This window comes from Brachybacterium atlanticum (genome assembly GCF_025669985.1).
Classification (GTDB): Bacteria; Actinomycetota; Actinomycetes; order Actinomycetales; family Dermabacteraceae; genus Brachybacterium; species Brachybacterium conglomeratum.
On sequence record NZ_JAKJJW010000019.1, the window covers coordinates 33,205 to 47,403 of the forward strand.

Consider the following 14,199-nt stretch of genomic DNA (forward strand, 5'->3'; position numbering starts at 1 on the left):
GACGCGGCGCACTCATCGCTCAGGGCGAGCGGGCGCCGCACGCACTGGTGGTGAGCTCGCCGTGTCGAAGTCCCTGCTCGCCATCGCCCGCTCGCTGTGCGTGATGAGGTCCAGGACGTCGAGCGACACATAGGCGCGTTGCGCCCGCCCGATCGAGATCGGGTCGAGGATGCCGTACTCCGCCAGGCGTGCCAGTGCGTTCTGGGCCGCAGTCGTCGTCACCCCGTGCATCCGTGTCACCGTGGAGGTGGTGAGCACGGGCGTGCCGGGCAGGGCATCGAGGATGGTTGACAGGGCCGAGTCCCGACGGGTGGCGCGCACCCTGCCTTCGCGGTGCCGTGCGTCGCTGATGATCCGCGACCACTCCTCACGCAGCTCCGCGAGTCGCCGCTCCAGGTCCGCTGCCTGCTCGGCAGCGATGTGCACGGCATGGGCGAAGGTGCTGATCCAGGCATCGTACGCGGCGAAGACCTCGGGGGATCCCGGCCCTCCCTCGATCCGGAAGGCGCCGAGGCCGGCGATGTACTCCTCGTGGAGGGTCGCGAGCACCAAGCTCACCGGGAGGATCGCTTCCGAGGTGAGCCCGCGACGGGTGAGCACGGTGTGGATCAGTGCGCGGCCCACACGGCCGTTCCCGTCGGGGAAGGGGTGGATCGTCTCGAACTGCGCGTGGACCAGTGCGGCCTGCACGATCGGTGAATGAGCGGCGCCGGCCATGTACAGCACGAGGTCCTCGAGCAGGCTCCGCACCTGCTCCGGAGGGGGCGGTACATGCGCCGCGTCGAGGGGGTGGTAGCGCGAGCCGCCGATCCAGTTCTGTGTGGTGCGCACCCCCTGCAGATCTGGGGGGTCGGTGATGAGGGAGGACTGAAGGGTCTCGAGATCGCCGATGGTCAGCGCGTCCTTCGTCGAGAGCGCGTCGGAGGCGGCCCGCACGATCGTCATGTTCCGCGCGACCTGCTGGGCCGTTTCGGTCAGGCCCCGGACGTCCTCGTCGAGCGCGAGTTCTGCCAGGGCGACGTTCCGCGGACTGGGAGTGATCCCCTCGATGTAGGACGACGCGATCGCCTCCGAGCGCAGGAGGAACCGCGAGACCAGTCCCAGATCTCCATGCGAGCCACGGTTCAGTGAGCGGACCGCCCGCTCGGCCGCGGCGACCTCGGCGTCCACCGCGGGGCTGATGGCGAGGCGCATGCCCGCGAGCGCTGTGGGCGTGTAGGCGCGGTAGTCGCCCGAACGCCGATCGGAGCGAGGGATGCCGGAGTCGTGCGGGTTCTCCCAGTAGTGGCTCGAGTAGTGCCCCATGGATAGTCCCTAAGGTGGTGGGTAGAGCTCAAGGAGCCAAGGATAACCCTTAAAGTTGGATGAATGGCCGACGGGGGCCGCCTTAGGAGTTATCTCGGCGCCGATCGCCGCCGAGCGACTCGGCAGCTCTCTTCGACCTCCGACATCAGTCGGCCCACGGGGTCTCTCCCATCGGGCCGCCCTGGTCCGCTGTCGGCGCCCGACCATAGGCTGAGCCCGACCCCGACCCTCTGACCAGCGCCTCTCCGGCGCAGACGGGCTCCGCACGACAGGCCTGTCCCGCCCACGAGACCCACGAAGAAGGTCGATCCCCACGGCCACGCCGACCCTGCGCCGCTTCGGCCCGCTCCGAGACCGCCACTCGCGCCCGTATCTGATGACCGCCGGCCTGTCGATGATGGGCGACAACATCGAGCACGTGATCACCTACTGGGTGCTGTGGGAGGTGTTCGCCTCGCCCTGGCTGGTGGGCTTCCAGGTGATCAGCCACTGGCTGCCGTTCCTGCTGTTCTCGGTGCTGTTCGGCGGGCTCGCGGAGAAGTACGACTGCCGACGCATCATCCAGATCGCCCAGGGCCTCTTCGCGTTCGTGTCGCTGAGCTGGGGGCTGCTGTTCCTGACCGGGACGCTGGAGATGTGGAGCGCCTGCGTGCTGCTGGTGCTGCACGGCTGCGCCGGGGCGCTGTGGGGCCCGGCCGAGCAGCTTATGCTGCACGACTTCGCCGAGCCCGCCGAGCTGCCCAGCGCGGTGCGGCTGAACGCGACGTTCAAGTCCCTCGGCGTGCTCGCGGGGCCGGTCGTCGGCTCGCTCCTGCTGCTGCTCCTGGGGCCGACGTGGGGGATCCTCGCCAACATCGTCTTCTACCTGCCGATGACGCTGCTGATGCTGCGCACTCCGTTCACCGGCCACTCCCGCAGCGGCTTCGTGCGCCGCGAGCGGGTCTCGATCCTGGACACTCCGCGGGTGCTGCGCACGGTCGGCAGCGACAGGGTGCTGGTGGGCATGATCGCGCTCGCCGGCCTGATCGCGGTGTGCGTCGGCGCGTCGCTGCAGGTGGCGATGCCGAACTTCGCCCAGGTGCTCGGCGCCGGGGACGAGGGCGGGCTCGGCTACGGAGCGCTGCTGTTCGCCAACGGGATCGGGGGAGTGGTGGGCGGTTTCCTGCTCGAGGCCACCGGGATCCTGAAGGTCGACGTGCGCGGTGCGGTGATCGCGGCGGTGATGTTCGGGCTGACCTCGCTGATCGTCGCGACCACGACCAGCTATCCGATCGCGCTGATCGCGCTGGTGATCGGCGGCGTCGCGAATCTCGCCGCGACCGCGATCGGGCAGGCGCTCGTTCAGCTGCGCGCCCCGGAGGACCAGCGCGGCCGCGTCGTCGGCGTCTACTCGATGATCGGCAGCGGCATGCGCACCGGCAACGGCATCACGATCGGCTGGCTCGGCGCGCTGCTCGGCGTCAGCGGCGCCGTCGCCGTGGGCGGGCTCGCGCTCGTGGTCGGCGCGCTGCTGATCGGCGTGCTGATCGCGCTGCAGACCCGCCGCGGCGCCCCCGCCTGACGCGGGCTCCGGCGAACCATCGCCCCTCCACGGGCCGGTCCCCGCATCGGGCGTTCCGACCGGCGCCGGCTCCGCATCGCTCGGCCCGACCAGCGCGGAGCACACGTTCTGTGGGCCCACGACTCATGCGGCGGCCGACATCGGTCCTCCAGGCCACAAAACCTGCGTCGTCGAGGCACTCGGCCCGGTGAACGAGCAGTCACCGTGGGGCGGTGCGGGTCGGCGCCGGCCGACGGTTCAGCGTCCGCGGCGGATCTGGTGGATCTTCAGCCCTACGCCGAGCAGGATCGCGGCGGCCGCGATCCCGGCGGGGACCAGCATGTTCGATCCGGTCGCGGCGAGCGCATCGCCGTCGGAGGACTCGGAGCCCGAGCCGTCGTCGCTCGAGCCGCCGTTGTCGGAGCCTGCGGGCACCTCGATCTCGGAGGCGTCGGCCGACGGGTCGATCACCGTGCGGGCCTGGTCGGGAGTCGTGCCGACCGAGCCCGAGGACACGCCGCTTGAGAAGAGCTTGGTCATCAGCACCGCGAGCGCGGCCGACTGCTTATGGTCCGCGGTCGTCTCCTGCGGGGCGGCCGGGAAGTCGTTGGTCGCCGAGCCGGGGGCGGCCGGCGGCTGGGCAGGGGCGCTGCCCCTGCTCGCGGCGTTGCCGTTCGCGGCCGATGCCGAGGTGTCGCCGTCCTCCTCATCACCGGGGACGTGCTTGGTGGGGGAGTCGGACGCGGTGGTGTCGCCGCCCTCCTGCTCCTCCTCGGAGTCTTCGGTGTCGTCGGACCTGCCCTTGTCCTCGGTGTCCTGCTTCTGGTCGTCGTCGGAGCCGGAGTCTTCGGTGTCGGAGCCGCCGTCGACTACCTCGTCGTTGTCCGAGTTCTGGTCGTCGCCGCCCTGCTCCTGGCCAGTGTCTTCCGAGCCGTCGCCGTTCTCACCGGACTCCGCGGAGTCGTCGCCTCCGTCGCCGCCTTCGCCGGACCCTGATTCGCTGTCGTCGGAGCCGCCGCTCTCGCCGGAGCCGTTGTCTCCGCCGCCTTCGTCCCCGCCGGAGCCATTGTCTCCGCCGCTTTCACCGTTGTCCTCGACCACGACGGTGAAAGTTCGGTTGTCATTCCACCCGTCTTGCATCGAGAGAACGAAGCTGTAGATGTCTCCGTTCTCGGCGTCTTCTGGAACCGTATAGGTCCACGTCTGCTCACCGCCCGGGGTCGCATCTCCACCGCCCTCGGGGTCGTCTTCTCCGGCGCCGCCGGGCGGAACGACCTTCGCGGTGATCGGTCCACGCTCGGGCAGGCACGTCACGGTCAGCGTGACGGTGTCACCGGGTGCGACTTCGCTCGCTGAGATGGCGAGGACCGGGACGTAATCGGGGTCCATCTCGCAATTGCTCGGCTGTTCACCACCGCCGCCATCGGACGGATCACCAGGCGCGGCATACACCGCCGAGGGTCCGGCAGCGAACGCCGCGAGGAGCAGCAGCCCGGCAGAGGACTGGGCGACGGTACGGCGGACAGACATCGGAACCCTTCGGGTGAACGGGGAGGACCAGCCATACTGTAAGAGGCGACGGCGCCCCGGGGGACCTCGATGAATTCATCCCCCGGCAAACTTTTCACGAACACCACTGGGGTGCGCATCGGAGGAGCCTGTGATGATCCTGGAAGAATTCGGCGCCGGAATCGCCCCTGACCTGCAGGGGAGCGAGCCGCCCGAGGTCCTGTCGGAGCAGTGGGCCCACCAGATCGCCGAGGACGCCTCCGCGGTGGTGAGAGAGATCGCGACCGTCGTCGAGGGCAAGGAGGAAGTGGCCCGGATCGCGGTGCTGGTGCTCCTGGCCGGCGGGCACCTGCTGATCGAGGACATCCCCGGCGTCGGCAAGACGATGCTCGCCAAGTCTCTCTCCGCCGCGCTCGGCGCGGACCGCCACCGCATCCAGTTCACCCCCGACCTGCTGCCCGGCGACGTGACCGGCGCGAGCGTGTTCAACCAGGCCAGCGGCGAGTTCGAGTTCCGTCCCGGCGCCGTGTTCACACAGATCCTGCTGGCCGACGAGATCAACCGCGCCTCCCCGAAGACCCAGTCCGCCCTGCTCGAGGCGATGGAGGAGCGGCAGGTCAGCGTCGACGGCACCACCTACGCGCTCGCCGAGCCGTTCATGGTCGTCGCCACCGCCAACCCCGTCGAGATGGAGGGCACCTACCGCCTCCCCGAGGCGCAGCGCGACCGCTTCCTCGCCCAGACCTCGATGGGCTATCCCGTCGCCTCCGCCGAGGCGCGGATGCTCGAGGCGCAGGCCGGGCCCGTGGCCGAGGGGGACCGGGACGTGGTCGACGCGGTCCGCCGGCGCACCAGCCCCGAGCGGATCGCCGCCCAGGTGCGGGCGGTGCGCAGCGTCTACGCCTCGCCCGTGATCCTGCAGTACGTGGTGCGCCTGGCGGAGGCGACCCGCTCCCACCCCCAGGTCACCCTCGGCGCCTCGCCCCGCGCGGCCGTGCACCTGGTGCGCGCGGCGAAGGCGAACGCCGCGCTCGCCGCCCGCACCTTCGTCACCCCCCAGGACATCGCCGACGTCATCTTCCCCGTCTGGCGCCACCGGCTCCATCTGACCCCGCAGGCGCTCTCCCGCGGCGCGAGCGCCGGGGAGCTCGTGGACCAGGTCCTGCGCAGCACCCCGCAGACGTGAGGGGCCGCGCACGCACGATCCTCCGCCCCACCGGGCGGGGCGTCGTCGTGCTCGTGGCCTGCGCGGCGCTGTGGCTGCTGGGCGACCTCACCCGCATCGAGCCCGCCCGGCAGCTCGCCGCCGGCCTCGTGCTGGTCCTCGCCGTCGGAGCGATCGGGATCCTCGTCGTCAGTCACGGGATCTCCCCGCGGCGCCGGGTCGTGGACGACGCGGTGCCCGTCGGCGGCTCCGCCCGCGTGATGCTCGAGATGCGGGACCGCCCGTGGATCACCGTGGTGCCGCTCGGCCGGGGCGTGGTGCGCGAGCACCTTCCGGAGGAGCTCGGCGGCCAGGGCGACCTGCCGCTGGCGAGGCGGATGCCGCACGTGCTGCGCGTGAGTCGGCGCGGCGGCCATGCGCTGGGCCCGTACTCGGTCCTGGTGCGCGACGTGTTCGGGCTGTTCCACCTCTGCCGCACCGTCGAGGACGGCCTGCGGATCACCGGCCTGCCCGTGGTGGCCGAGATGTCGACCGCCGCGGAGCGCTCCACCGGCATCGCCGACAGCGCCGTGGCCGCCGCGGCGCCCGTCGCGGGGGTGGGGGAGATCGGCCCGATCGCCCGCCCCTACGCCACCGGCGACGACATCCGCCGCATCCACTGGCGGGCCAGCGCCCGCACCGGCACGCTGATGACCCGCGAGGACGAGCCGACCGCGGGCCGCAGCGCCGTGGTCGTGCTGGACACCACCCGGCGGGACGGGCTCGAGGGGCAGGTCGAGGAGGCGCTCGTCTCCCATGCCGCGACCGTGCTGGACTCCCTGGGTCGGAACGGCTGGGAGGTGCGGATCGTGGACGCCTCGGGCGACGAGATCACCCGCACCCAGCGCCGACGCGGCGTCCCCGGCCCGTCCCTGCTGGGCGGCGAGGCCGACGCGCTCGAGCGCCGCGCCTCCCTCCTCGCGCTCGCCGAGGTCGACTTCGACGACGACGAGCAGCACGGCGTGGGCCGCGACCACGCCGCCGGTCATGCCGAGCTCGCCATCGCGCTCGGCGCCGACCTGGGCGAGCCCTTCGCCGGCCTCGAGCTGGACCGCTTCGCCGGCCGCGCCACGCGCCGCACCGCGATCGCGCTGGAGGCGGCGCTGCCCGAGGAGGAGCCCGAGACGCCCCGTCGTGCCCGCCGCGTCGGCCCCGCCGACGGCGACGACTTCGGCCACGCCCACGAGCAGCACGCCGAGCAGCTCGCCGCCGCGCGCTCACAGCGGCCGCCGCGTCGCTCGCGCCTGGGCACCTGGGCCCTCGTGCGCGGCTCCTCCGCCGACACCCTCGACGACCTGCTCACCACCGCCGTGGAGGAGCAGCGATGAGCCCGCTGATGGGCCGCCCCTCCCTCGAGGGCCCCCACCTCACCGGCCGCGCCCTGCTGCTCCTGATCGCGCTGCTGCTCGCCGCCGCGCCCACCTCCCAGCTGCTGGCCGGCACCTCCTGGCTCGTGCTGACCCTGACCGGCGCCGCCCCCGTGATCCTCGGCGGGATCGTGCTGCGTCACCTGCTCTCCCGCACCGTGCTGGTGCCGCTGCTCCAGCTGGGTCTGATCCTCGTGCTGATGCTCGTCGTCGAGAAGGCGCAGGGGCTCGCCCCGTGGTCCGAGGGGCCGGTCGCGGTCCTCGCCTCCCAGCCCGAGGTGCTGCGGCTCGGCGTGCAGGAGCTCGCCTCCGGCCTGCCGCCGCTGGTCCTCGGCGCGCCCGGGACCGTGATCATCGTCGTGCTCGTCGCGCTGCTCGCCCTGCTGCTGGACCTGCTGTACCTCGACCTCGGCTGGCACACCCCCACCGCTCTGCTGCTGATGGGCACCGTGCTCGTGCCCGCGCTGCAGCAGCCCTCGGGCGGGGCGTGGTGGCAGGTGGCCGCGCCGGTCGCCGCCGGTGCCGCGGTCCTCGCCGTCCGCACCGTCCACGGGGACCCCCGCTATCTCGAGGGGGACCGCCGCCCGCAGGCCGGGCCCGTCCCCACTCCGGGTCGCACCCTCGGCGCCGCAGTGCTGTGCGTCGCGCTCGTCGCCGCCGGCGCCCCCGTGCTCGGCGCGGCCCTGCCCCAGCTGGTCCCGCCGCGGATCGCGCTGAACGTCGACGTGCTGAACCGCTGGCAGGACCCCGACACCCCGCAGCTCGGCCCCGTCATGATCGACGACGACGTCTCCGTGCGCCGCTCCCTGCTCGAGCAGTCCGACACCGAGGTGCTGCGCTATACCACCACCGCCGAGGACCCCTCCTACCTGCGCCTGCGCACCCTGAACCGCTTCGACGGGGAGACCTTCCACGCCGGCGACGGGGAGGAGCCGGACCTCGCCTCCTCCTTCTCCGACGCCCGAGACGACGGCAGGGCGGTCAGCGACGGCACGGGAGACCTCGAGGAGACCGACGTGGAGGTGATGAGCCTGGGCGGTGACCGACTGCCGATGCCGGAGAACGTGCGCGAGGTGAGCTCCCCGACCCCGGCGCTGGAGCGTGCGCTGACCCTGCGACCGGTCGACGGCGAGGCGGAGCTCGAGTTCGTCCCCGAGGGCCTGACCGGTCAGCAGTACACCGTGCTCTCCGAGCCGCGCTCCTCCACCCCCGAGCAGCTGCGCGCCGTCACGCCCGCCGCGGCGAGCGCCCCCTTCGACACCGGCTACACCGACCGCGCCGAGGTGCCGCAGGTCGCGGCCGACCTCGCCGAGCAGCTCGTCCAGGACGCCGGGGCGGAGAACGGCTTCGACGCGGCCGTCGCCTTCCAGGACTACTTCCGCACCGCCTTCGCCTACTCCCTCACCGTGAACACCCCGCCGGGGGAGGACCCGCTGGAGTCCTTCCTCGAGGACCGCATCGGCTACTGCGAGCAGTTCGCCTCGACCTTCGCGCTGATGATGACCGCGCAGGGATATCCCACACGGGTCGTCATCGGCTTCACCGCCGGGGACTCCGACGGGGACGAGCGCACCGTCAGCGCCCGCAACGCCCACGCCTGGCCCGAAGTGTGGTTCGGCCCCGAGCACGGCTGGGTCCAGTTCGAGCCCACCCCCGCCGCCGCGAACAACGGCGTGCGCACCCCCGAGGTCACCGACCTCTCCGCGAGCGAGGAGGACGTCGAGACCCCCGAGACGACCCCCGACACCCCGACCGCGGACGAGGAGAGCGCGAGCAGCGAGGAGGGCACCACCGAGGAGCAGAGCAGCGCGAGCACCGAGGAGGACGAGACCGCCGAGCAGGGCCCCTCACCCCAGACGGTCCAGCGCATCGAGTGGGGCACCGTGAGCGTGCTCGGCCTCGGCGCGCTCCTGACCGCCGCCGCGGCCGCCGTGGTGCTGGTGATCCGGCGCCGACGGATCCGACATCGCGAGGAGCGCTGGGCGACGCTCGGCGGCGGAGCGGGGGAGCGCGGCGCAGGAGACGGCGGGAGCGGAGAGCCCGCTGCGGAGAGCGGGGGCGGCCCGTCCCGTACGGCGAGCGACGGCTCCGTCGCCGCGCTCGAGGCCGAGCGGCTGCGCCGCGTCGCCGGCGAGCTGGCCTGGTCGGAGCTGACCCACGAGCTCGAGGTGCGGGCGACGGCGATCCGCTGGCTGGGCCTCACCGGCGCCTGGGGGAGGCCGCCGACGCGCCTCGCGATGGACCCGGCGCTGCCCCCGCACCGCGCCGTCGAGCAGCTGCTGGAACGCATCGCGGAGGGCACGCCCGAGGTCACCGCCGAGGACCGCGCCGCCGCCGCCCGCCTCGCCGACGCCTATACCGCCGCCGCCTACGCCGCACCGCTGCCCGCAGCCGCGAGAACGACCGGGCACGACGGCGCGAGGGCCACGCCGGCAGGCACGGCGGCCAGGGGCGACGCCGAGACCGCCCCCGCGGAGGAGCGCCTTCAGCACCCCCTGCGGCATGACGCCGACCGGATCGTCGGGCTCATCCGCACCGCGCGCTGAGCCGCGCGGGGCCGGATCAGTCCTGGGAGGGGGCGGCGACGTCGGCCGCGCCGGGAGCGTCCTCGGCCGCTGCCCTGTTCTCCCGCGCCCCGGCATTCAGGCCGAAGAGGCGGTGCGGGGCCTGCTCCTCGAAGATCCGTGCCGCGCGCAGCGAGTCGACCTCGCCCACCACGGGGTTCGGCTGGTGGGTCCCGCGGGTGCCGCCGTACAGCGAGACGAGGTTCATCGCGACCGCGCGCTGGTTGCGGTGGCCGAGCATCTTCGTGATGTGCACGCCGAGCCAGGCCGCCCAGCCGAGCGATCCGGAGAGCCCGCCGAGCACCGGGATCTCCGCGATCGCGGCGTGGCGGCCGATCGTGGCCATCGTGCCGAGGTTCGTGTACGAGAACTTCGGACGCGCCCTTCCCCCGACGTCGGCGGCGATGGACTTCGCGACCGCCGCGCCGGTCTGGATCGCGGGCTGCGCGAGCTGGGGGAGGGCCTCGTCCTGGGCGGCGACGTCGCCGGCGGCGTACACCCCCGGCATGCCCTCGACCTGCAGATGGTCGTCCACGGCGATGCGGCCGCGCCTGTCCTGCGGCAGGCCCCACCGGGAGACCGCCTCGGGGATCGCGACGCCGGCGGCCCAGATCGTGATGTCGGACTCGAGGATCGAACCGTCGTCGAGGACCACGTGGTCGTAGCCGACCTCCCTCACGCCGTGGCCGAGACGCAGCACGACCCCGCGGTCGCGCAGCTCGTCGGCGGCGTACTGGCGGTACTTGTCGCTGAACTCCTTGAGCAGCTCGTCGCCGCGCTGCAGCACCGTGAGCTGCAGGGTCCCCGGATCCATCTCGGGATAGAGGATGTCCAGCTCCTGCATGCGGAAGTCCGCCAGGGCGCCGGCGATCTCCACGCCCGTCGGCCCGCCGCCGACGATGCAGACGTGGAGCTTGTCGTGGGTGACGCCGGCCTCGCGGCTGGAGCGCTCGAGCTCGGAGAAGACCCGGTCGCGGATGGCGAGGGCCTGCGCGCGCGTGTACATCGGCATCGCGTGCTCCTCGGCGCCGGGGGTGCCGAAGTAGGTGGTGGTCGCGCCGTTTGCGAGCACGAGGTAGTCGTAGGAGAGCTCCTGATCGCCGCGCTGGCCCTCGTTGAGCGTGACGACCTTCCGCTCGGGGTCGACGCCGACCACCTCGCCCTGGCGATAGCGCATGTTGGGGACCTTCAACGAGAGGCCGCGCAGGAACATGGTGACGTCGCCCGGGTTCAGACCAGCGGTCGCCACCTGGTACAGCAGCGGCTGGAAGGTCTTGTAGACGTTGCGGTCGATCAGGGTGACGCGCACGCGGGCGTCGCGCAGGCCCAGCACGGCGTTAGCACCGGCGAATCCACCGCCCACGATGACCACGTGGGGCCAGCTCGCGCCGTCCTTCGCGGGGACCGTGGGACGGCGGGTGAGGAAGGGCAGCGACATGGGAAGGACTCCTAGGGGCGACGCATCGGCCGACGGGGCGCGGCGGTGGCCGGCCGGGTCGTGCACCGCGTCTGATCGAGAGGGAGAGCGGCGGAGTGAGCGGGCTTCGGGCGGAGGCGGGATGCCCGTCGGCCGGTCCGAGATCGTCGGGCCGATGCCGCAATGCGGGCGACCCGGTCCGTCCAGAGTCCTCACCGATGCTACCCATTTCCCCGCCCGACAGCACGGCCGAGCGCCGCACAGGTCGTCACGACTCACATCCTGCCCGGAGCTCTCGGCGGCCGCGGTCTCTCTGCTCGACACCGCCGACGACGGGCACGCAGCGGTCTCCGCCGTTGGCAAAGGGTTCGTCAAGCACGGCAACGATGCAGGTCAAGAAGCCAGCGCAGAGGGGCGGAGTTGATGAACTTTCGGTGACGGCTCGATACCGGTTCCGGGAAAACCGGTTCTAGAGCTTCCCGATGGGGTGAGATGACATGGCGCACACGTGCGCCCTCCTCGACTCCGCCTCGTCCCCGGGAGCCTCCTCCATGCGTGTCCACCCCGCCCGCCGCGCCGTCCGCGGTGCGACCGTCGGCCTCGGCGCCGCCGCCCTCGCCGTCTCCGGCGCCCTCGTCCCGATGGGCGCGGTCGCCGCCGAGCCCGGCCAGCAGATCACCCTGATGGGCTTCAACGACTTCCACGGCGCGCTCGGCGGCGCCTCGGCCCTGGCCTGCCAGGTCGAGACCGTGCGGGCGGAGAGCGACACCTCGTTCCTCTTCTCCGCCGGCGACAACGTGGGCGGCTCCGCCTTCGAGTCCGCGGTGCAGAACGACGAGCCGACGATCGACGTGCTCAACGCCCTCGGCGTCGACGCGACCGCGATCGGCAACCACGAGTACGACCAGGGGCAGGACGACCTCTTCGATCGCATCGAGCCGCGCACCGAGTTCGCCGACCTCGCCGCGAACGTCTACGACGCCGAGGGCAATCGGGCGCATGACGCATACCAGATCGTCGAGCGCGACGGCGTGAAGGTCGCCGTGATCGGCGCTGTCACCACGAAGACCGTCGGCAAGGTCAGCCCCGCCGCGATCGAGGGGCTCGAGTTCGGCGATCCCGTCGACGCGGTCAACGACGTGATGGACGAGCTCGAGGCCGAGGGCGTCGAGTACGACGCCGCGGTCGCGCTCTACCACGAGGGCGCCTCCGGCAGCGGCGAGCCCGGTGCCGCCCCCTCGAACAGCGATCCGATCTTCGAGAAGATCGTCTCCGAGACCGATCCCGAGGTCGACGCGATCTTCAACGGCGACTCGCACCGCACCTATGCCTACCAGGCCCCGGTCCCCGGCCAGGAGGGCGAGACCCGCCCGATCCTCCAGACCGGATCGAGCGCCGCGAACCTCGGAACCGTCACGCTGCAGCGCGGCGAGGGCGAGGACACCGACTGGGACGTCGCCGTCGAGCCGGCGCTGCGCCCCACCGGCGAGGAGTGCGGCACCACCACCGACGTCACCACCGAGGTCACCTCGATCGCGCAGACCGCGATCGACGAGGCCGCCGTCGTCGGCGCCGAGCCCGTCGGCTCGATCGCCGGTGACATCACCACCTCGTGGGACGACTCCAAGGCCTCGTACACCGATGGCGTGCGCGTCGCGAACGACCCGGTCACCAACCAGGCCACCACCAAGGGCGACAACCGCTTCCGCCACTCCGCGGCCGGCAACATGCTCGCCGACTCCATGAAGTGGTACCTCGAGGACGCGGGCCTGGACGGGGAGAACGAGGTCATCGGGTTCATGAATCCCGGCGGCATCCGCGCCGAGCTGTGGGACGCCTCCTCGCCCACCGGCGAGGGCGACGGCGTGGTCACCTACGCCGAGGCGAACGGCATGGTGCCCTTCGGCAACACCCTGAATTCCGGCGAGGTCTCCGGCGCCCAGTTCGCCCAGATGCTCGAGGAGCAGTGGCAGCGCACGGCCGACGGCGGCGGCGTGGACGAGGGCGACGAGTCCTTCCTCGCCTTCTCCGTCTCCGAGAACGTCGAGTACGCCTTCGACAGCAGCGCCCCGCAGGACGAGCGGGTCTTCGACGTGCGCGTGAACGGCGAGCCGATCGACCCCGAGGGGACCTACACGATCGTCACCGCGAGCTTCCTCTTCGAGGGCGGCGACAACATGTGGGCGCTCTCCGAGGCGCAGGACGTGCGTGACACCGGCGTGCTGGACCGCGACGCGTTCATCTCCTATCTCGAGGCGAACCCCGAGCTCGAGCCCGACTACTCGCAGCGCCAGATCGACGTGCAGTTCCTCGAGGGCGATGACGAGCGCTCCCCGACGCTGCTCCTCTCCGGCCTCGAGTCCCAGAGCCTCGGCGCCCCCGAGATCACCTCGGTGACCGTCGACGCGGGGGAGTACGGCACCTTCGAGGCGCCCTACGGCCCCGTCGAGGCCGCCGCCGACGGCGAGCAGCCCTCCACCATGGCCGCCTCGGACGGCCTCGCCGCCGAGGTCACGCTCACCGACTGGTACTGCGAGGTCCCGGCGGACACCGCCGAGGGCACCGTCGTCCCGCTGACCATCACCGCCGTCCCCGAGACCGGCACCGAGATCGTCTTCGACACCTACACCGAGATCACCGGCGACGCCCCCGAGGGATGCGACGACGACGGCTCGACCACCCCGCCCCCGGGCGACGGCGACGACGGGGACGACACCACCACCCCGCCACCCGGTGACGACGAGGGCGACGACCAGGGCTCGGATGATGACCAGGGCTCAGATGACGACCAGGGCGCGGGCGACGACCAGGGTTCTGACGACCAGGGCTCTGACGACCAGGGTTCTGACGACCAGGGCTCTGACGACCAGGGCTCTGACGACCAGGGCTCTGACGACCAGGGCTCTGACGACCAGGGCTCTGACGACCAGGGTTCTGACGACCAGGGCTCGGAAGACAGCCAGGGCACCAGTACCGGCGGCTCCACCGGGGCAGGCGCCTCCTCCGGCAGCTCCACCGCGGGCGACCCCGTCGGCGACGCCCCCACCACCGCTGACGGCCCCTCCGACCTCGCCCGCACCGGCACGAACGCGGGCGTCCTCGCCGCGATCGCCGGCGCGCTGACCCTCACGGGAGCGGGCGCGATCGGCCTTCGACATCGCGTCGGCCGACGCTGATGAGCTCCTGACCACGGAGGGGCCGGACCTCCTCGGAGACCCGGCCCCTCCTCTCCTGTCCGCCCCTCGTCCCGCCGCCCTCCTACCTCCCTCTCCCCGCCCTCCCACCAAGGAGAA

At 72.3% G+C, this 14,199-nt stretch carries 8 protein-coding genes; 5 read left to right on the forward strand and 3 right to left on the reverse strand.

All coding sequences use genetic code 11. From position 1 onward, the window contains the following. Positions 1-12: 12 nt before the first annotated feature. Complete coding sequence (locus tag L3K22_RS10605; protein WP_263311358.1) at positions 13-1,305, reverse strand: Fic family protein; 1,293 nt, start codon at positions 1,303-1,305, stop codon at positions 13-15. Positions 1,306-1,633: 328 nt separating this feature from the next. Here L3K22_RS10605 and L3K22_RS10610 point away from each other — a divergent pair, with 328 nt between their 5' ends. Beyond that, positions 1,634-2,866 carry an MFS transporter gene (locus L3K22_RS10610; protein ID WP_263311378.1) on the forward strand — a complete coding sequence of 411 codons (1,233 nt, stop codon included), beginning with the start codon at positions 1,634-1,636 and terminating at the stop codon, positions 2,864-2,866. 237 nt (positions 2,867-3,103) lie between these two features. On the opposite strand, the gene L3K22_RS10615 is transcribed toward L3K22_RS10610, so the two are convergent. Beyond that, positions 3,104-4,234, reverse strand: coding sequence for an MSCRAMM family adhesin SdrC (locus L3K22_RS10615; RefSeq protein WP_263311359.1), 1,131 nt, complete (start codon positions 4,232-4,234; stop codon positions 3,104-3,106). Between the two features lie 274 nt (positions 4,235-4,508). On the opposite strand from L3K22_RS10615, the gene L3K22_RS10620 reads away from it, so the two are divergent. Genes L3K22_RS10620 through L3K22_RS10630 form a run of 3 tightly spaced genes read left to right on the forward strand, consistent with a single transcriptional unit; the run spans position 4,509 to position 9,471 of the window. Continuing rightward, entirely contained in the window at positions 4,509-5,540 is a 1,032-nt protein-coding gene (locus tag L3K22_RS10620) for an AAA family ATPase (RefSeq protein ID WP_263311360.1), read from the forward strand. Next, a complete protein-coding gene (locus tag L3K22_RS10625; protein WP_263311361.1) occupies positions 5,537-6,886 on the forward strand; it encodes a DUF58 domain-containing protein in 1,350 nt (449 codons plus the stop codon). The genes L3K22_RS10620 and L3K22_RS10625 overlap by 4 nt, the downstream gene beginning before the upstream one ends. Further along, positions 6,883-9,471, forward strand: coding sequence for a transglutaminase TgpA family protein (locus L3K22_RS10630; protein ID WP_263311362.1), 2,589 nt, complete (start codon positions 6,883-6,885; stop codon positions 9,469-9,471). Before L3K22_RS10625 ends, L3K22_RS10630 begins: the two co-directional genes overlap by 4 nt. A 16-nt stretch (positions 9,472-9,487) precedes the next feature. Here the strand turns inward: L3K22_RS10630 and L3K22_RS10635 are convergent, their stop codons facing one another. Continuing rightward, positions 9,488-10,927, reverse strand: coding sequence for an NAD(P)/FAD-dependent oxidoreductase (locus L3K22_RS10635; RefSeq protein ID WP_263311363.1), 1,440 nt, complete (start codon positions 10,925-10,927; stop codon positions 9,488-9,490). A 530-nt stretch (positions 10,928-11,457) separates the two neighbouring features. Between L3K22_RS10635 and L3K22_RS10640 the strand changes: the two genes are divergently transcribed. Then, entirely contained in the window at positions 11,458-14,082 is a 2,625-nt protein-coding gene (locus L3K22_RS10640) for a bifunctional metallophosphatase/5'-nucleotidase (protein WP_263311364.1), read from the forward strand. Positions 14,083-14,199 lie beyond the last annotated feature (117 nt).

Bases quoted from the DNA above. Each gene is read 5' to 3' on its own strand.
- L3K22_RS10605 (WP_263311358.1), bottom strand. From the start codon at position 1,305: ATGGGGCACTACTCGAGCCACTACTGGGAGAACCCGCACGACTCCGGC.
- L3K22_RS10615 (WP_263311359.1), bottom strand. From the start codon at position 4,234: ATGGACCCCGATTACGTCCCGGTCCTCGCCATCTCAGCGAGCGAAGTC.
- L3K22_RS10620 (WP_263311360.1), top strand. From the start codon at position 4,509: ATGATCCTGGAAGAATTCGGCGCCGGAATCGCCCCTGACCTGCAGGGG.
- L3K22_RS10630 (WP_263311362.1), top strand. From the start codon at position 6,883: ATGAGCCCGCTGATGGGCCGCCCCTCCCTCGAGGGCCCCCACCTCACC.
- L3K22_RS10635 (WP_263311363.1), bottom strand. From the start codon at position 10,927: ATGTCGCTGCCCTTCCTCACCCGCCGTCCCACGGTCCCCGCGAAGGAC.
- L3K22_RS10640 (WP_263311364.1), top strand. From the start codon at position 11,458: ATGCGTGTCCACCCCGCCCGCCGCGCCGTCCGCGGTGCGACCGTCGGC.